Source organism: Myxococcaceae bacterium JPH2, from assembly GCA_016458225.1.
Classification (GTDB): domain Bacteria; phylum Myxococcota; class Myxococcia; order Myxococcales; family Myxococcaceae; genus Citreicoccus.
The window spans coordinates 18,621-36,730 of the sequence record JAEMGR010000049.1; the positions used below are offsets into that span (position 1 = coordinate 18,621).

The following is an 18,110-nucleotide window of genomic DNA, read 5'->3' on the forward strand; positions in this document are numbered from 1 at the left end:
CCGCCCGCGTCATGAGCCCTGGAGTCGCATTGGACCAAGGAATCGGACGCCGACCGTTGTAGGAGACGACACGCGCCACGTGGACGTGGGAAGGGACGAGGGGGCACATGGGGCTCGCGTACGACGGCCTGGTCATCGGCACTGGCTTTGGAGGAGCGGTGGCCGCGTGCCGGCTGGCCCAGGCGGGCCTGTCCGTGCGCGTCCTGGAGCGCGGGCGCCGCTATCCGAAGAACGCCTTCCCTCGTGACTGGTCCAACCCGCTCAACGGCTGGCTGTGGCAGCACGAGCAGGGCCTCTTCGACGTGAAGCTCCTGCCGGGGATGAGCATGGTGCAGGCGGCGGGCTACGGCGGCGGCTCGCTCATCTACGCCAACGTGCACCTGCGCCCACCCGCGGAAGCGTTCGCCTCGGACTGGCCCGAGGGCTATGGCCGCGCCGAGTTGGATCCGTACTACGACCTGGTCGCGTACATGCTGGACCTCCAGCCCATCACCGCGCGCGCGGGCGAGCTGCCCACCAAGACGCGGCGCATGCGGGAGGTGGCGCGCGCGCTCGGTCGTGAGGCGCAGTTCTTCCACCCCGACCTCGCGGTCAACTTCACGCCCGCTCGCGAGACGGTGCTCAACAAGTTCAACGTCCCGCAGGAGGGCTGCAACCTCTGCGGCGAATGCGACATCGGCTGCAACGTCCACGCGAAGAACACGCTGGACCTCAACTACCTCGCCGTCGCCGAGCAGCGCGGCGCCGAGGTGACGACGCAGGCCGAGGTCACCCGCATCGAGCCGCTGTCCCCGGGCTATCGCGTCACGTACACGGACCACGCCGCGGGCGGCGTCTCGCGCACCGTGGACGCGCGCCGCGTCTTCCTCTGCGCGGGCGCGGTCAACACCACCGAGCTGCTGCTGCGCTGCCGCGATGCCTGGGGCACGCTGCCTCGGCTGAGCGAGCGGCTCGGCTGCCGCTACTCGGCCAACGGAGACTTCCTCGCGTTCGCCTTCGACACGCGCGAGATGTGGGACCCCGCCCAGGGCCCCACCATCACCACCAGCCTCGTGGTGGACCAGGGCCAGGACGCGGACAGGACGTGGTTCCTCTTCCAGGAGGGCGGCCACCCGTCGCAGATCGCCGGTCTGCTGCACCTCATGGCGCCGGGACATGACGGGCCGGTGCCCTCGGACGCGCTCCAGGCCGAGTTGGTGAAGGCGCTGCGGCTGCGCTCCCGCGACCTGGCCTCCATCGATGCGCAAGCCGGTCGCTTCCAGGCTGTGTTCCTCGCCATGGGGCGAGACAAGGGCAACGGCAAGCTGTCCCTCTCCTCCCTCACGCGCGAGCTGGAGGTGAAGTGGGACGTGCCCGGCAACCTGCCCCTGTATCGAACGCAGGAGCAGCTCTGCGAGGACGTGGCGCGCGCCTTGGGCGGACGCGCGGCCTACAACCCGCTCTGGTCGCGGCTGCACATCCCCGTGTCCGTGCACAACCTGGGCGGCTGCGCCATGGCCGAGGAGCCCGCGTACGGCGTCCTCACGCCCGAGGGTGAAGTGCATGGCCATCCCGGCCTGTACGTGCTCGATGGCGCGGCGCTGCCCGCCAGCACGGGCGTCAACCCGTCCTCCACCATCGCCGCCGTGGCCGAGCGCAACGTCGAGCGCGCCATCCGCTCGGCGCTCGGCCAACCGAACTGGACCGCGCCCGAGCGTGCCCCCGCGCCGCTCACCTCGGCCCTGCGCGTGACGCCGCCGCGCGTGGTGCCCCGCATCGACCCCATGGCATCCGTGGTGATTCCCAAGGGCGGCACCCCGCCCTCTCCCACCCCCGTGGTGGGCCTGCGCTTCACCGAGCGGATGCGGGGCTTCGTCTCCGCGGGACACCTCCCCGTGGACGACTACGCGGGCGCGGAGCGCGCGGGGCAACGCGCGCATACCGTGGCCGACTTCACCGTCACCATCAGCGCGCTCAACCTGGACCGCTTCCTCGCGGAGCCCACCCACGCGGCGCTCGCGCAGGGCACCGTGCATGTGCACGGCCTCACCCCGCCCGAGGGCGCGACGGTGGAGCACGGCCTCTTCAACCTCTTCGTGGACGCGACCGGGTTCTACGAGCGGCGCATGCTGTACCTGCTGCCCTTCACCGGGACGGATGGCCAGCCGTATCTGCTGGACGGCTTCAAGGACGTGAAGGACCACGGCGCCTTCGACGTGTGGGGCGCCACCGCCACGCTCCACACCGTCATCCGCCGAGGCCACACGCGCGGCGGACCCGTGGTGTCCAGTGGCATCATCCGCCTGCACCTGCCGGACTTCATGCGGCAGGTCACCACCTTCGAGGTGCTCGGCACCTCCTCCCCCGTGGCCCAAGCGGATGCGCTGCGGCGCTTCGGGGCCATGTTCATGGGCTCGTTGTGGGACGTCTTCGTGCGTCCCCGAATGGAATAGGAGACGCGCGACGTGGTGATGGCAACGCGGTACGACGTGGTGGTGGTGGGCTCTGGCTTCGGCGGATCCATCAGCGCCCTGCGCCTGGCGCAGGCCGGCAAGTCGGTGGCGGTGCTGGAGCGCGGGCGGCGCTATCCCCCCGGCCAGTTCCCCCGAGACGTCACGCAGCCGGACTCGCTCCTGTGGCGTCACGCATCGCGCCCGAGCGCCCAGGGCCTCTACGACGTGCGCTTCCTGTCTGGCATGGGCACCGTGACGGCCAGTGGCGTGGGCGGCGGCTCGCTCATCTACGCCAACATCCACGTGCGCCCGGATGCCGTCGTGTTCCAGGACCCGCGCTGGCCGCGCACGTGGACCCGCGACGCGCTGGAGCCCTACTTCGACAAGGTCGCGCGCGAGCTGCGCCTGTCGCCTGTTCCCGAGTCCATCCATCTGCCCAAGCGCGAGGCGTTCAAGCGCGCCGCGAACCAGATGGGCCGCCCCACGTTCGACCCGCCCGAGGCCGTGTCCTGGACGGAGCCCTCGGCCCCCGGCCGCAAGCCCTGTCAGCTCTGCGCCGAATGCGAGTTCGGCTGTCAGCACGGCGCGAAGAACACGATGGACCTCACCTACCTGGCGCGCGCCGAGGCGCTGGGCACCACCGTCCTGCCTCGCACGCAGGTGTCCCACGTCGAGCCCGTCACGGGCGGCTACCGCGTGCACGCCACCGACCTGGCCACGGGCGAGCCTCGCGTCGTGGAGGGCACCCGCGTGGTGCTGTCCGCCGGCACGCTGGGCACGGTGGAGATACTGCTGCGCAGCCGCGACCGGGCGCGCACCCTGCCCCGCGTCAGCGCGCGGCTGGGCCATGGGTATTCAGGCAACGGAGACTTCCTCGGCTCGCTCCAGAACGCGCGGGAGGACCTGCAGCCATGGGTGGGGCCCGACGTGGCCACGGTGATGAAGTTCTTCGACGCCGAGCCGCGCTTCACGATGGTGACGGCCACCTTCAACAAGCCCGTCACCGAGGTGCTCGCGGGCATGGGCCAGCCGAGGCTCGGGCCCTTCCAGGGCATCGGCGCGCCGCTGTGGACCTGCCTGGGTCCCTTGCTGCACAAGGCCCTGGGCAAGGGACTCTTGAGCAAGCCCCTGGGCTCCGTGGCGAACGCGTCCGGCGCGTGCAACCTGTTCGCCATCGGCCAGGACAACGCCAATGGGCGCATGGGACTCAAGGGCGACCGGCTGGACGTGGAGTGGGACTTCGCTCGGGAGAACGCCGCGCTCGTCGCACGCATCTCCGAGGCGATGAGTGAGCTGGCCTCGCAGTACGGCGCCACGTATGCGCCGCTCGTCACGTGGCAGCTCTTCCGGCGCCCCATCACCGTGCACTCGCTGGGTGGAGCGCACCTGGCCGAGTCCCCCGAGCAGGGCGTGGTGAACACCGAGGGCGAGGTGTTCCATCACCCTGGCCTCTACGTGGCGGATGGCTCGGTCATCCCCACGGCCATCGGCTTCCATCCGGTGATGACCATCAGCGCGGCGGCGGAGCGGATCGCCGAGGCCGTGGCGCGCAGCTTCTGACCTCTCTCGACGTGGAGCAGACCATGGTTTCCCTCCCCTCTCCCGAGCGCCACGACTTCTTCGCGGAAGATGGCGCGCCCCTCCAGCTCACGCGCTACCGGGGCGGCGCGAAGGGCCCGGTGATGCTGGTGCACGGCGCGGGCGTGTGGAGCGGCATGTTCATGCTGCCCACCCTCGAAGAGAACTTCGTGCAGCACCTGGTGCGCCATGGCTACGACACGTGGCTCTTGGACTGGCGCGCGAGCACGGAGATGCCGCTCACGCAGTTCTCGCTCGACGAGGCCGCCGCGAACGACATGCCCGCCGCGGTGAAGAAGATGCGCCAGGTGACGGGCGCGCCGTCGGTGCAGGCGGTGGTGCACTGCGCGGGCTCGGTGACGTTCTTCATGGCGCTGGCCTCGGGCCTGTTGCCGGACGTGCGCGCGGTGGTGGCCTCGCAGGTGGCGCTGCACCATGACGTGCCCCCGGTGACGCAGCTCAAGTCCCTGATGCGCGTGCCCGAGCTCTTGGACATCGGGCTCGATTCACTGTCGCCCACCGAGGATGCGCAGCACCCCTTGTTCCAGGCCGCGTTCGGCGCGCTGGCGAACGCGATGCATCTCGAGTGCGACAGCACCGTGTGCCATCGCCTCACGTTCATGTACGGGCACCTGTACCAGCACGCGCGCCTCAACCGCGAGACGCACGCGCGGCTGGACGAGCAGTTCGGCCGCTGCAACCTCCAGACGTTCCGCCACCTGGCGCAGATGGCGCGCGTGGGTCACTCGGTGGGTTATGACCATGGGCGCGCGGAGAACCTGCGCCGACATGGGCAGCCCGTGCCGCTCAGCTACGTGCGCACCGAGCACCTGCGCCTGCCCATCACCTTCGTGTCCGGGGAGCACAACCGGACGTACCTGCCCACGTCCACGGAGCGCACCTACGCGTGGCTGCGCGCGGCGCACGGCGAGGGCCTCTATCAGCGCCACGTCCTGGAGGGCTACGGCCACCTGGACACGTTCATGGGCGCCACCGCGTCACAAGACACCTACCCCGTGCTGCGCGAGGCGCTCGAAGCCACCGCCTGAGTCACGGTGGCGTCGCAGGTCAGCACTGGGAGAACCGACCATCCCAGGGAATATCGATTATCCGTGATGGGTCATCGTGCGCGGCTCGGACTCGGCAACCGAGGATGTTCGCCCAAGAGGAGACACTCGATGACCATCACCATTACCGCGTTTGACCGCTCCCCCGATGGGGGCAAGGGACTGGCGCGCGATACGCGCGTTCGCTGGGCGCTCGAGGAAGTGGGGCAGCCCTACCAGGTTCGCCCTGTTTCGTTTCGCGCGATGAAGGAGCCAGCCCACCTGGCGATTCACCCCTTTGGCCAGATTCCGACGTACGAAGAGGGCAGTCTGGCCCTGTTCGAGTCAGGGTCGATCGTGCTCCATATCGCGGAGCGGCATGCGGGCCTGCTGCCGGACGATGCCCATCAACGGGCGCGGGCGATCTCCTGGATGTTCGCCGCGGTCAACACGATGGAACCGCCGATCCTCGACTTCGCCAACATGAGGATCCATGAGCGGGAGAAGCCCTGGTACGAGGCACGCCTGCCGTTGGCCGAGGAGCGAGTCCGCGGCCGGCTGAATCAGCTTTCCGCCCGCCTGGGCGATGCCGACTGGCTCGAGGGTGCATTCAGCGCAGGAGACCTGATGATGGTCGCGGTCCTGCTCCGCTTGAGAGCCTCGGGCATGCTGGATGACTATCCGAACCTGTCCGCCTATCTCGCCCGGGGAGAGGCACGGCCCGCCTACCAGAGGGCGTTCGCCGCGCAGCTGGCATTCAATCGGTGATGGCGCGACACCTCAGCGCTCGTCAAACAATCCCAGTGCGAGCGCCTTCACCACCGCTTGCACCTTGTGGGTCGCGTTCAGCTTGAGGCGAGTGTTGTTGATGTGAAAATTCACGGTGCGCTCCGAGATGCACTGGAGGGTGCGGATGTCGCCGGAGGTCTTGCCCTCGTACGCCCAGCGAAGCACCTCGCGCTCGCGCGCGGTCAGCACGGCGGCAGCGTCGGGGGCAAGCCGAGGAGAGAGGAACGTCAGCATCAGCGCGTGCAGGTGGGATGCTCTGCTCCGAAGAGCTGTCGAAGCAGCGCTTCCTGGACAGCCAGATCGAGTTCGCGGCGATGGCTCATTTCTTCAATCGCCCCATGGCGCGGAGGATCGCCAACATCCCGGATGCGAAGCCGCGCGTCGCCCTGGTCGAGAATCTCTGGGAAGAGCACGGCAAGGGCATCATGGAGAAGGTCCACGGACAGACCCTCCTCACCCTCATGGATCGCCTCGGTGGGGACTCCTCGAAGATCGACCTGCAAGGACCTACGCCCACCGCCAGAATCTTCAACGAGGCGCTCCGCAGCGTCTCCTCGTTCGAGGACTGTCGCTTCGCGGCCTCCGTGTTCGCGGACATCTCCGAGCCGGTCTGCAAGGCCATCGTCACTCAAGGATGGCTCAAGGCAGATCAGATCACCCACGACAGCCAGCTCAAGGAGATGGACATCCAACACGCGGATGACTTCCTGCAAACGGTCAACACGGACTGGAACACCCCATCCCTCCAGCCGCTGATTCGGGATGGGTTGCGATTCGGTTGCCAGCTGTTCGCGAACGCCGATTGGGGCTTCTACAGCAGCATGATCCGCTGAGAGCGCTCACCGCCTCGCGCGACACCTAGCCCAGGCTGCGCGAGGCGCTCGCCACGACCGATTGGGTCACCGTGAAGCGGTGGTGGCCAAGCACGCCGGCCTTCATCTCCACCACGTCCCCGGGACGCAGCATGCGCGGGTTCTCCGCGTGGGCTCGCAGCGCGGCGGACAGACGAGCGAGGGGCCCAGGCAGGAGCGACGCGAGCCGGCGCTTCCAGGCCGGCACCGTGAAGGCCACGCCCGACGGAGTGCCGGTGAGGACCACGTCGCCGCGGGCCAGGAGTCCGTTGGGCGCAGCTCGGGCCGCGAGGGCGAGCAGCTCGCGCGGCGTGGCGATGAGGTCCAGCGTGCGACCGCGCTGTCGGAGTTCGCCGTTGACGGTGAGGGTGAGCGTCACGTCCAAGCACGCATCGACCTGCGGCACCTCGGGCATCCACAGCGTGGGGCCTGGCACCAGGAAGCCCGGGAAGCTCTTCGCCGCGCCCCAGAAGGCCATGCGGTCGGCTCGTCCCTCGCCCAGCACCTGCACTGTGCGCGCCGTCACATCGTTGGCGACGAAGTACCCCACCGGTGGCGCGAAGTCCTCGCGCGCCAGCGACTCAGCCCGCACGTCTTCGAGCAGCAGCAGGCCCAGCTCCACTTCGTAATCCAGGAGCGGAGGCAGCATGGGGAAGCGCGAGGCGAGGCGAGCGGCGAGCGTGTCATCCAAGCGCGACACCGCTTCCACCAGCGCGTCACGCGACGGCGCCGCGACTTCGCTGCCCTCGCGCAGCAGTGACGTCGCCGCCTTGGCGAAGACGGCGGGGCCACCCGACTCGCCTCCTGTCTCGCGCAAGTGGGCCGCGTAGGTGAGCCCCAGCGCGTGCACTCGCCCGGGGGACAGACGCAGCGGCTCGGTGCGTCCCGGCGTCCGCTCCGCGGCAAGCGCGCGCATGAGCGCGGGTGTGACGGGGCGGGCGCGGATCATCCGAGGCCTCCCATCGCGCGCGGCGTGGGCTCGGGGAGCGCGGTGTCGTCCCAACCCAGATAGCGAACGTGCTCCAGCTTCTCCGGCGCGTGGAACTCCAGCGCGCCCACCGTCGAGGTCAACCGGCCCGTCTGTCGCCACGCCGCGAAGGGATGCGGCCGGGAGAACAGCTCCACCTCGCAGCGCGCCACATCGCTCTGCGCCACGTGCACGTCCCAGCCCTCCGGGTCGCGGTACGCGTAGCCCACCAGCGTGCGCGGATCGCACCATGCGCGCCCTCGCATCGCGGCCGTGGCCGAGGCCGTCCGGAAGTGCACCTCGCCCGGGCGCGGCGTCTCCATGCGCGAGAAGAGAATCCCGGGCACCTCGTGGAAGGTGTGCCGCGCGTCGGACGTGCGCAGGTAGATGGGCGTCAACCGAGGCGACAGCGGGCCTCGCTTTGGCAACACCGTGAGCGCCTCCAGACGCGCCTCGGGATCCTCCTGGAAGCGCGGGCAGTACAGCCACGTCAGCTCCTCCAGCCGCCTGCGCCCCCACAGGTGCTTCTGCAATCCGGGCGCGCCGCGCACTTCGTGGCGCTGGCCGTCCACCGTGACGGTGCCTGTGAACGACACATCGTCCTGCGAGTGGTGCACGTGCGTGGTCAGGGGCAACAGGCTCGTGCCCCGAGGCTCGCGCCGCACCGGCACGGCGTCCTCGGGCGAGGAGCGCAGGTCCCACGCGATGGAATGCCCCCCGGAGTCCACGCGGCCATGGCAACGGCCGGGCGCCAGCTCCGACGCGCCGATGCGGATGCCGAAGCGCCCCGTCGTGGAGGCCTCGAAGTCGGTGACGGGATGGATGGACTTGAGCGCCATCGCGGGCGTGGCGTCCGAGGCGCAATCGAAGGCCGCCGCCCACACCGTGGCCCGAGGCTCGCCCGGCGCGCCCGGGGCCGGCGTGAAGAGCGTGTAGCGCAGCCACCAGGCGCGATCGCCCCCGAGGTCCAGCACTACCACGAACCAGATTTCGAAGAACCCGGCCTGCCCCCTCCAGCGCGGCAGGTTGGCGCGCTCACTCGACCGCATGCGACTCCCCCCATCCAGATGACGGTGCGCGTACCACCGGCCCGGCAGCCCTCGCACCGTCGCAGACGCGGTGCGCTCCAGGCAAGGCCCTGGCGGCCGAGTACGGCCTGTTAGAAATCGTCGCCGCCCCAGGTGATGCGGTAGGTGACCGTCTCCTCGTCGAACACGAGCACCTCCACCTGCGTGGCCGGGCCTCCCGCCGCGCGCGCGGTGGCCAGCATGACCCCTTGCTTGAAGTAGCGCAGCATGCCGGGCTCGTTCAGCCAGAGGTCCACCGTGTTGGAGCCGCGCTCGGTGAGCTTGACCTCGGTGTAGTTGTTGCCGGTGCGGAAGCTGTGCTGCGCGCGGCCCAGCACCCGGCGCGTGCCCAACAGCTTGAGCACCCCCAAGAGCGCCCGGCCCACCATCGTGTCGCGGTAGCCGTCAATCATGCGCTCGCCCAAGAGGCGCCACGCCACCGCGTCCGACTCGCCCGGATGGAGTGCCTTGGCCGTGAGCGCCACGCAGCGGATCCACGTCTCCAGCGGGTACGCCGGCAACAAGGGGCGGTCCAGGTCCAGCCCTTCCTTGCGGAGCTGCTCCTTGAGGGCGAACGGCACCCTGCCGTTCAGCCCCCGGACGAAGAGGCCCTCCACGATGGGTGGGAACACGAGACGCTCGGCCATGGCCCCTTCCTGCCCGGGACCGTGAACGCGGGTCAAGTCCCCTTGGGGGCCACGCGCTACACTCCGCGCCTTCTTCGAGGCGGGAGCGGACATGAAGCAGCGAGTCATCGTCATCACGGGAGCGAGCGCCGGCATCGGCGCGGAGCTGGCGCGACGCTGTGGCGAGCAGGGCGCGAAGGTCGTGCTGGCCGCGCGCCGCCTCGCTGAATTGGAGGCCGTAGCGGCCCGCTCTGGCCCCGAAGCCCTCGCGGTCGTCACCGACGTCACACGTCGGGGCGAGGTGGAGCGGCTCCGAGAGCGGGCGTTGGAGCGCTTCGGGCGCATCGACGTCTGGGTGAACAACGCCGGGCGTGGCATCTCGCGCTCGGTGGCGGAGCTGACGGACGAGGACCTGGACTCGATGTGGCGCGACAACGTCCACAGCGCGCTCTATGGCATGCAGGCGGTGCTGCCCCACTTCCAGGCGCGGGGGACGGGGCAGATCGTCAACGTCTCCAGCGAGCTGGGGCGCCTGCCAGTGGTGCCGCCGCGCTCGGCCTACAGCGCGGCCAAGCACGCGCTCAACGCGCTCAGCGCGTGCCTGCGACTGGAGCTGGCGCACACGCACCCGGGCATCATGGTGAGCGTGGTGATGCCGGGCATCGTCGCCACCGAGTTCGGGCTCAACGCGCGAGGCGGCGGCCCGGACTCACGCGCGCTACCCGGGGCCCAGAGCGTCGAGGACGCAACGGGCGCCATCCTCGACGTCATCGCGCACCCAAGGCCCGAGGCCTACACCCGCTCCGGGACCCAGGCGGAAGTGGAGCGCTACTACCGCGACGTAGCCGCGTTCGAGGCCCAGGCACTCGCGCGGCGCCCGTGAGTCACGGCGGAGCGGACGCGCGCGCCGCCTCGGCATCGCTCGCCGAGAGGATGAGCGGGCGCTCCAGGTGCTTGCGATCCCATCGCCCCAGGTCCGCGCAGGCGTCGTAGGTGCTCTGGAAGAAGTCCAGCAGGTAGGCGCGAGGCTCGCTCGCGCGCCGGACGTCATCGTAGGACAGCAAGAACTCCTGGATGCCGGTGTCGTAGCGCGCCGCGTCCGGGCGCACCCGCGCCGCGGAGAAGCCCTCGGGAGCGGGGGCGCCGTAGCAGTAGAAGGCAGCGCCCTTCGTCGCGTCCGAGCCCGGCCAGAAGCCCACGCTGCACACCTCCTCGCAGTAGGACTCCAGGGTGATGAGGTCGGCCCCTGGGCGCTCCGGCGCGCGACGGCCCGAGAAGCGCGTCACGGCGAGATCGAAGCTCCCCCAGAAGAACTGCACGGGGCTGCACTTGCCCGTGAAGCGCGCCCGGAACTCGGTCATCGCCAGATGGGCCTGCACGAGGGCGCGCCACCAACGCTGGACGTATTCCGGATCATAGCTGGCGTGATGCCGGTCCTGACTGAACGGCGTGGTGTCATCCGGAATCTCCACCGGCACATCCCAGATGCTCACCTCGACGCCCAAGGACCGCAGCGTCGCCATGACATCCCGGTAGAACTCCGCCACCGAGCGGGCCTCCAGCGCGAGCGTGCGCGTCTCGCCATTGATGGCGCGGAATGACAGCTCATGGTCGATGAAGTCGAAGTCCACCTCGAAGGCGCCCAGGCCGAAAGGAATCAGGGCGGAGCGCAGCCCGCGCGCCGTCACGCGGAACGTGACGTTCCACCAGTGATTCTCCGGGGGCGTCAGCGCGAGTTGGACCTTGCCGATGACCTGCGTCCAACGATGCAGGGTGGCGAAGGTGTCCTTCCATGCGTCCAATGGCAGCTCAGGCCATGCCTCCTGCAAGGTTTCCACGCCGGGCGTCGATGCGCTGGCCATACGGCTCCTCCCATGGGCCCATGTCTGCCCTTGAGGGTGAGCCCCGCGTCGCCCGTGCGCCAGCGCCCCCAGGCAGAGCGCACACAGGCCGCGCAGACCACGGAGCGCACACTCGCTCGGCCGTTGTCAGTCGAGCGTGTCCACCCATCAGAGCCCGAGGTGAATGGCCGCGAGGTGCACCTTCGACAGGGAGCTGGCAGCGCATCGCCCGACGCCACTCGGCAAGCGGGCGGTACCACCGAGGCTGGCAGCTCGCGCCGCTGACGCCCGCGGCGCCTCCTTCGCGGCGCGCGCGTTCGTGGTGCAGGGAGCGCGACGCTAGGCCGCCCAGCCGCCGCGCCCGGCGCTGACCAGAGCAGCCGCCAGGGCGAGCACGGCCCCGAACCCCAGCCCCATTCGCGGTGCCATGTCGACCGGCGCCAAGGCGAAGAGCAGCGTCATGACGACCGCGCCCAGCGTCTGGCCCACCAGTCGGGCCGTGCCCTGCATGCCACCCGCCGCGCCGCTGCGCTCGCGTGGGGCCGCCAGGAACATGTTGCGGTTGTTGGGCGTCTGGAAGAGGCCGAAGCCCAGACCGCACAGCATGACGATCGGAACCAGGGGCCGCGCATCATCCCGCAGCGGCCAGAGCGCGGCCGCCGCCAGCCCTGTCGAAAGGCACGCACCACCTGCCGCGCACAACCAGCCCGTCGGAACGCGGTGGGCCAGGCGACCCGCGATCGGAGCCACGACGGCCACGGTCAAAGGCCACGGCGTGATGTAGAGCCCGGTCGCCAGGGCGCCGCGCCCCAAGGCGTGCTGCAAGTAGAAGGGCAGCGCCACCATGCCCGCCGCTTGCCCCGCGAAACAACAGACCGAGGCAATCACCGACAGGCGAAACGACGTCGCGCGAAGCAGGTCGAGCGGAATCAGCGGCGCGCTCCGGGGGGCTTCCCTGCGGACCAGGGCCACGAGGCCGAGGACTGCCGAGACCAGCAGGACACTGGCCAGCGACGGTTGTTCGGGTGCCAGCTCGGCGCCGACGACCAGCGCCGCGAAGGCGCCGGCGTTCAGGGCCACGCTGAGCAAGTCCAGGGGTCGCCCGGTGCCCGCCACCTTCGGCAGCGCGCGGCCGGCGAGCGCGACCACCGCCACGCCGAGGGGCACGTTCACCGCAAACAGCCAGGGCCAGCTTCCGACGGACAGGAGCGCCGCCCCGACCGTCGGGCCGGCCGCGGAGGACAGGGCGACGGTCAGCGCATTCCAGCCGATGGCCGCGCCCAGTTGCTCGTGCGAGACGGTGAAGCGCAGCAGCGCGACACCCAACGACATGACGGCGGCTCCGCCCAGGCCCTGGAGGAAGCGGGCCGCGAGCAGCCATTCCAACGACGGCGACAGGGCGCACATCGCCGATGCGGCCGTGAACAGCGTGACGCCCCCGGCGAACACCCGGCGATAGCCCAGGCTCTCCCCCAGCGCGGCACAGGGAAGCAAGGCCATCACCAGCGCCGTCTGATAGGCGGTGACGACGCGCACCGACACGGCCGGCGTCACCTGCAGCGACTGCGCGATCGTCGGCAGCGCCACGTTGGCGACGGCCGCGTCCAGCACCACCATCACCATGGCGGCCAGCACGGAGGCAATCGCGGCCGTGCGCCAGATGCCTCGCGGCGCGGCATCCGCTTCGGCCTGGGCTGCGAGCGCGGTCATGCCGCCCCCACGGTCCAGACACCGTCTCGCTCGACGTAGCGGGTCACCCGACCCTCTTGTTGGTCCTCTTTGCGCAAGTCGCGCTCGGTGAAGCGATACAGCAGCGCCGGCCCCGTCATGCACCGCGTGTCGTGGATGTCGCCGGGCAGGAAGACCTTGACCTCGCCGGGGCGCACCCGGGTGGCATCGCGCTTCACCAGCCGAGGCCGACCGTCCGGATCCTCGACCCGGGCGTAGGTGCCCATCTCTATCTCTCCTCGTTGGATTGCGTAGATCACCCAGCCCCGCCCGTGGTCATGCGGCGGCCGGTAGAGGCCGGCCTGCTCGGCATGCGCCAGGAGCACGAACCCGTGCACGGGGTCCCGATACAGCTCCCGGCTGGCGGGGGCGTCTTCGTGCAGCGACGCCAGCCACGCTTCCGAGGCGGGAGCCCGCAGCAGCTCTTCCAGAAGCCGGCGGCAGTCCGACACCACCTCGGTGGAAAGCGGCCCCCAGGCCGCCTTCACGCCGTCAACAAACGCTTCGAGAGAATGGTTCGCCATCGTGCCTTCCTCCGGTTCGGGACCGCTCGTCCCAGGTTTCGAACCGAAGGTAGCCAGCGGCGTGACATGGCGGAACGCGCACGAATCGCACTGTATTCGTGCGCCTGACGCCACATCCGGATCCGACCGCGCTACGGTCGAATCATGTCGATGCCGGACCTCAATCTGTTGTTCACCCTCGATGTGCTGTTGGCCGAGGGCAGCGTCGCGCGGGCGGCCCGACGGCTGCGACTCAGCCCCTCGGCCATGAGCCGAGCCCTGGCGCGACTGCGTGAGACGACGGGCGACCCGCTGCTGGTCCGAGCCGGACGCGGCCTCGTGCCCACGCCCCGAGCGCTGGAGCTACGCGAGCGCGTCCACCATCTCGTGCAGGACGCCGAGGCAGTCCTGCGCCCTGTCGACAAGCTCGACCTCGACACGCTGGTCCGGACCTTCACGCTGCGCACCAGCGAGGGCTTCGTGGAGAGCTTCGGGGCCAGGCTCGTCGCCCGAGTCGCCCGGGACGCGCCCGGCGTGCGCCTGCGCTTCGTGCAGAAGACAGACAAGGAGAGCACGTCGCTCCGCGAAGGGACCATCGACCTGGAAACCGGCGTGGTGGGCAAGGCGACGGGCCCAGAGGTGCGAACCCAGGCGCTGTTTCGCGACCGCTTCGTCGGGGTCGTGCGACCGCGCCACCCGTTGACGCGGGGAAAGCTGACCCCCGCGCGCTACGCCGCCGGGCGGCACGTCCTTGTCTCGCGGCAAGGGCTCGACCACGGCCCCATCGACGAGGCCCTGAAGTCACTGGGGCTGGGTCGGACCATCACCGTCATCGTCGGTGGATTCTCCGCCGCCGTGGCACTGGCGCGCGACTCCGACCTGATCGCCAGCGTGCCCGAGCGGCATACCGAAGGCGTGCGCTCGGGCCTGCGCACCTTCACCCTGCCCTTCCCCGCCCCAGAGGTCACGGTGTCGCTGCTCTGGCATCCCAGACAGGAGGGCGACCCCGCCCATCGATGGATCCGCCGCTGCGTGCGGGAGGCATGCGGGCGCCGCTCGTCCCGAGATGACGGCGGCGAGCAAACCTAGACACAGGTGGAGAAGCGCGCCGCCATTTTCCGGGCGAGGAGACTACAGCCGGAACAGGAGGCGCACCCCGGGCTGAATCCAGACGTGGACCTCCCTGGAGTTGTTCGGAATGTCGACCGTCTCTGTCTCGGAGGAACCCGGGATGGACAGGTCCTCATTCGTCGCATGCGCCGTCGAGTACTGCGCCACCGTCGTCGTGACGTAGGGCCCCACGAAGACGGAGGGGCTGAGCGGAATGTCCAAGCCCGCGTTCACATGCCCCAACTCCAATCCCCCCAGCGACGCCGAGAGGCGAAATGTATCGGTCTTGACCGTCCGATGGAGCAGCTCATAACCCGCGCCCACGCCCACCCAAGGCCGCATGAATGCCCCGGGCGTGAAGTGATAATTCAGATCCACGCCGAGGCGCAGCACACCGCCGGTGCACTTCCCCTCGAACTGGCACCTCCCGCCTGATGCCACGCCGTACTGAAAGTACCCTCCCAGCGACAGATGCTCGTTGAAGAAGTAGGACACATCCAGCTGCGGTGACAGCGTATTCCCAAAGGCAGACTGCTCGACATCATCGAAGGCCTTCCCTCCGGGAACGCCATATGCCCCTCGCAAGCCAATCGCGAGACCTGAGCTTCGGGCCAGGTCCTCGGCGGCCGCGGGCAGCGCCATCAACGAAGCCAATACAATCAGGGATGAAAACGAGGCTCGAGCAGTCATGTCGCTCACAGGGGATGGGCCGTCCTTGTGACGGCAGGTCCGTGGTGCGCGCGGCCCCACTGCAAGCGCTTGGCCAGCCTCCCCAGCCTGTTCGAGACATCTTCAGCTCCGGGAGGTCTTCCCTCGGAGCCCCGGGGGCACGTGCCCCCCTCGGCGGTTCGCGCATCCCCTTCTCGAACGGGTCTTCAGCGCCAACATCTCCGAGAATCACGACACTCATGTCATGAGCGAGGACCCTGGATACTGCCCATGCATTTCAGAATCCCTCCGCCATGACTTTCATGTCACGCACGGACTGCCCGCGGCGAGCTGGGTGACAACGGTCCTGAGTCACCCCAGCCTCGGGGACTATCGGCCCCTGCAAGCGCGCGGATGCAGCGTGTTCACGGCACCTCGTGGGACGGCCACTGGAGCGCGTCCCCTTCCCCGCCGCGAGGCCGCGCCACGCGTCCGGGAATCGCGTGCGGAAGGTGTGCGGGTATCGTTCCGGCAGCGCGCTCGCCGCACCGAGCCTGCGCACCTGCTCGTCCGTCAACTGGAGCCGCACAGCCGCGAGGTTGTCTTCCGCCTGCGCCAGCGTCGTCGTGAAATAGGGCCCCACGAACACGGTGGGATTGAGCTGAAAGTCGAAGCCCACGTTCACGTGCCCCATCTCAAATCCCCTCAGAGACACCGCGAGGCGCCGCTCATCGGTCTTGAGCGTCCGCTTGAGCTGCTCATAGCCCGCGCCCACCCCCACCCAGGGCCGCATGATGGCCCTGGGCGCGAAGTGATAGTTCAGGTCCACGCCGAGGCGCATGACGCTGCCGGAGCACTTCCCCTCGGGATTGCAATCCCCGCCCGATGACACGCCATATTGGAAGTACCCACCCAGAGACAGTTGCTCGTTGAAGAAGCAGGTCACATCCAACTGCGGTGACAGCGTATTCCCAAAGGAAGACTGCTCGATGGGGTCGAAGGCCGTCCCCACGGGAACGCCATAGGCCCCTCGCAATCCAATCGCAAGGCCTGAGCTTCGGGCCATCTCCTCTGCTGCCGCGGGAAGAGAGAGCAACGAAGCACAGACCATCAGGGATGAAACTGAAGCGCGAGACGTCATGTCGATCACAGGGGCTGGGCCGTCCATGAAACGGCAGGTCCATGGTGCGCGGCGCCCCAGCACAAGGGCGCGGCCAGCACCGCGCCCGTAGCGACCACACCCGACGCCCCTGGCCTTCTCTCACTCCATTGGATTCTGAAAAGCCCGTGACGCCGTCGCCACGCGGGGCCGGAAACACAGTCAGCCCGGAAATCCCAAGCAGGCGGTCGGGCTCGCGAGTCACGCCGAGGCCCGCAGTCGAGGTAGGGTGGGCCTTTTTCGAGGACCCATCCACACCATGACCACTGCCATCCAGCAGCGCCCCAACAGCACCCTGGCCAACGGCCGCTTCGGCCAGACCCGCTACATGATTCGCCGGAAGTTCTTCAAGATTTTCGGCGGCGCCTTCCACATCTACGACGCGATGGGCACCCTCGCCTTCTACTCGAAGATGAAGGCCTTCAAGCTCAAGGAGGACCTGCGCGTCTACACGGGCGAGGACATGCAGGAGGAGGTGCTCGTCATCAAGGCCCGCAGCATCCTGGACTTCGGCGCCACCTATGACGTGCAGGACTCCGCCACCGGCACGCGCCTGGGCGCCCTGCGCCGCAAGGGCCTCAAGTCCATGCTGCGCGACGAGTGGCTCATCCTCGACGTGAACGACCAGGTGGTCGGCACCATCCAGGAGGACAGCATGCTGCTCGCGCTCGTGCGCCGGCTGCTCACCAACCTGGTGCCCCAGACGTTCGTGGGCAACGTGAACGGCGCGCCCGTGCTCTCCTTCAAGCAGCACTTCAACCCGTTCATCCAGAAGATCGACCTGGACTACTCCATGGACGTCCAGGGCCAGTTGGATCGCCGCCTCGGCATCGCCGCGGCCATCCTCCTGTGCGCCATCGAAGGCCGTCAGTCCGGCGGGTGATGGACTCACATCGCGCGGCGCTCGCCCACCTCTCTCGGCGGCGCCGCGCGGGCGTGCTCGATTCGCGCTGGCGTGGGTCCTGGGGTTGACGTGTCCCAGGGTCCCGGCCTCTCGGACTCGGCCCTTCTCGAGCCGTGATAGTTTGAAAGCCATGCCTGCACCGGATCGAATTCATGTCGCGTCTTCCGTGCTGGACCTGAAGACTGAGTCAGCCTGGAACTCCAGGGCACCGGAGGCAGCAGGAGACACGGCGCTCCACATCACGCTGCCCTATGAGCAAGGACGACGGCCGGGAGAGGTGCCGGTGGTGCGGCGCTTCCGGTTGACGTTGATGGAAGGGCCGAGCCTGGGCGCCACGTGGGAGTCCACGGGCGACACGTGCTCGCTCGGCTCGCATCCGCTCAACGACTTCGCCATCGAGGACCCCACGGTCTCGCGCTTCCACTGCGAGGTGCGCATTGGCCCGCGCGGCCCGATGGTGAAGGACCTGGACAGCCTCAACGGCGTCATCGTGGACGGCGTGCAGGTGATGGAAGGCATCCTCCGCAGCGGAAGCCTGCTGCGCCTGGGCCGCGTGGTGGTGCGCTTCGACTTCAGCGCGGAGAACAACCGGCTGCCGCTGTCCGAGCAGGGGCGCTTCGGCACGCTGGTGGGCGCGTCGGTGGCCATGCGCAGCTGCTTCGCCCTGCTGGAGCGCGCCGCGGCACGCGACACCACCGTGCTCCTGGAAGGCGAGACGGGCACGGGCAAGAGCCAGGCCGCGCTCGCATTGCATCAGGCCAGCCGGCGGCGCGATGCCCCCTTCCTGGTGGTGGATTGCGGCGCCATCCCCTCGCACATCCTGGAGAGCGAGCTGTTCGGCCACGAGAAGGGCGCCTTCAC

18 protein-coding genes are annotated in these 18,110 nt (G+C 69.3%); 9 read left to right on the forward strand and 9 right to left on the reverse strand.

What is annotated here, in order from left to right:
- Positions 1–107 precede the first annotated feature (107 nt).
- From JGU66_35195 to JGU66_35210, 4 genes are all read left to right on the forward strand, one after another.
- Positions 108–2,432 (forward strand): GMC family oxidoreductase, encoded by a 2,325-nt coding sequence (locus JGU66_35195; protein MBJ6766029.1) that lies wholly within the window; start codon positions 108–110, stop codon positions 2,430–2,432.
- 18 nt (positions 2,433–2,450) lie between these two features.
- Positions 2,451–3,992 carry a GMC family oxidoreductase gene (locus JGU66_35200; GenBank protein MBJ6766030.1) on the forward strand — a complete coding sequence of 514 codons (1,542 nt, stop codon included), beginning with the start codon at positions 2,451–2,453 and terminating at the stop codon, positions 3,990–3,992.
- Positions 3,993–4,015: 23 nt separating this feature from the next.
- Complete coding sequence (locus JGU66_35205) at positions 4,016–5,059, forward strand: alpha/beta hydrolase (protein ID MBJ6766031.1); 1,044 nt, start codon at positions 4,016–4,018, stop codon at positions 5,057–5,059.
- A 129-nt stretch (positions 5,060–5,188) separates the two neighbouring features.
- Entirely contained in the window at positions 5,189–5,824 is a 636-nt protein-coding gene (locus JGU66_35210) for a glutathione S-transferase family protein (protein ID MBJ6766032.1), read from the forward strand.
- Between the two features lie 12 nt (positions 5,825–5,836).
- Here JGU66_35210 and JGU66_35215 read toward each other — a convergent pair whose 3' ends face one another.
- On the reverse strand, positions 5,837–6,079 hold the full coding sequence (locus tag JGU66_35215) for a helix-turn-helix domain-containing protein (protein ID MBJ6766033.1): 243 nt from the start codon (positions 6,077–6,079) through the stop codon (positions 5,837–5,839).
- A 17-nt stretch (positions 6,080–6,096) separates the two neighbouring features.
- Here JGU66_35215 and JGU66_35220 point away from each other — a divergent pair, with 17 nt between their 5' ends.
- The gene (locus JGU66_35220) at positions 6,097–6,678 is read left to right on the forward strand and encodes an iron-containing redox enzyme family protein (protein MBJ6766034.1); all 582 of its coding nucleotides are present in this window, start codon (positions 6,097–6,099) and stop codon (positions 6,676–6,678) included.
- 25 nt (positions 6,679–6,703) lie between these two features.
- Here JGU66_35220 and JGU66_35225 read toward each other — a convergent pair whose 3' ends face one another.
- The 3 genes from JGU66_35225 to JGU66_35235 all read right to left on the reverse strand — a co-directional run bounded on the left by JGU66_35225 (position 6,704) and on the right by JGU66_35235 (position 9,377).
- Positions 6,704–7,645 carry a fumarylacetoacetate hydrolase family protein gene (locus JGU66_35225; GenBank protein MBJ6766035.1) on the reverse strand — a complete coding sequence of 314 codons (942 nt, stop codon included), beginning with the start codon at positions 7,643–7,645 and terminating at the stop codon, positions 6,704–6,706.
- The gene (locus JGU66_35230; protein ID MBJ6766036.1) at positions 7,642–8,712 is read right to left on the reverse strand and encodes a hypothetical protein; all 1,071 of its coding nucleotides are present in this window, start codon (positions 8,710–8,712) and stop codon (positions 7,642–7,644) included. The genes JGU66_35225 and JGU66_35230 overlap by 4 nt, the downstream gene beginning before the upstream one ends.
- Positions 8,713–8,822: 110 nt before the next feature.
- Positions 8,823–9,377, reverse strand: a complete 555-nt coding sequence (locus JGU66_35235) for a DUF2378 family protein (protein MBJ6766037.1) — start codon at positions 9,375–9,377, stop codon at positions 8,823–8,825.
- 91 nt (positions 9,378–9,468) lie between these two features.
- Between JGU66_35235 and JGU66_35240 the strand changes: the two genes are divergently transcribed.
- Complete coding sequence (locus JGU66_35240) at positions 9,469–10,239, forward strand: SDR family NAD(P)-dependent oxidoreductase (protein ID MBJ6766038.1); 771 nt, start codon at positions 9,469–9,471, stop codon at positions 10,237–10,239.
- Position 10,240: 1 nt separating this feature from the next.
- On the opposite strand, the gene JGU66_35245 is transcribed toward JGU66_35240, so the two are convergent.
- The 3 genes from JGU66_35245 to JGU66_35255 all read right to left on the reverse strand — a co-directional run bounded on the left by JGU66_35245 (position 10,241) and on the right by JGU66_35255 (position 13,449).
- Positions 10,241–11,194: a hypothetical protein gene (locus tag JGU66_35245; GenBank protein MBJ6766039.1), complete on the reverse strand. Its 954-nt coding sequence runs from the start codon at positions 11,192–11,194 to the stop codon at positions 10,241–10,243.
- 342 nt (positions 11,195–11,536) lie between these two features.
- Positions 11,537–12,907: an MFS transporter gene (locus tag JGU66_35250; protein ID MBJ6766040.1), complete on the reverse strand. Its 1,371-nt coding sequence runs from the start codon at positions 12,905–12,907 to the stop codon at positions 11,537–11,539.
- The gene (locus tag JGU66_35255) at positions 12,904–13,449 is read right to left on the reverse strand and encodes a hypothetical protein (protein MBJ6766041.1); all 546 of its coding nucleotides are present in this window, start codon (positions 13,447–13,449) and stop codon (positions 12,904–12,906) included. The genes JGU66_35250 and JGU66_35255 overlap by 4 nt, the downstream gene beginning before the upstream one ends.
- Positions 13,450–13,593: 144 nt before the next feature.
- Between JGU66_35255 and JGU66_35260 the strand changes: the two genes are divergently transcribed.
- Positions 13,594–14,517, forward strand: coding sequence for a LysR family transcriptional regulator (locus JGU66_35260; protein MBJ6766042.1), 924 nt, complete (start codon positions 13,594–13,596; stop codon positions 14,515–14,517).
- Positions 14,518–14,559: 42 nt separating this feature from the next.
- On the opposite strand, the gene JGU66_35265 is transcribed toward JGU66_35260, so the two are convergent.
- The gene (locus tag JGU66_35265) at positions 14,560–15,228 is read right to left on the reverse strand and encodes an autotransporter domain-containing protein (protein ID MBJ6766043.1); all 669 of its coding nucleotides are present in this window, start codon (positions 15,226–15,228) and stop codon (positions 14,560–14,562) included.
- Between the two features lie 256 nt (positions 15,229–15,484).
- A complete protein-coding gene (locus JGU66_35270; GenBank protein ID MBJ6766044.1) occupies positions 15,485–16,252 on the reverse strand; it encodes a hypothetical protein in 768 nt (255 codons plus the stop codon).
- 352 nt (positions 16,253–16,604) lie between these two features.
- Between JGU66_35270 and JGU66_35275 the strand changes: the two genes are divergently transcribed.
- Both JGU66_35275 and JGU66_35280 read left to right on the forward strand, forming a co-directional pair.
- Entirely contained in the window at positions 16,605–17,228 is a 624-nt protein-coding gene (locus tag JGU66_35275; GenBank protein ID MBJ6766045.1) for a hypothetical protein, read from the forward strand.
- A gap of 151 nt (positions 17,229–17,379) precedes the next feature.
- Positions 17,380–18,110: sigma 54-interacting transcriptional regulator (locus tag JGU66_35280; protein MBJ6766046.1), on the forward strand; the 731-nt coding region annotated here is incomplete at its 3' end.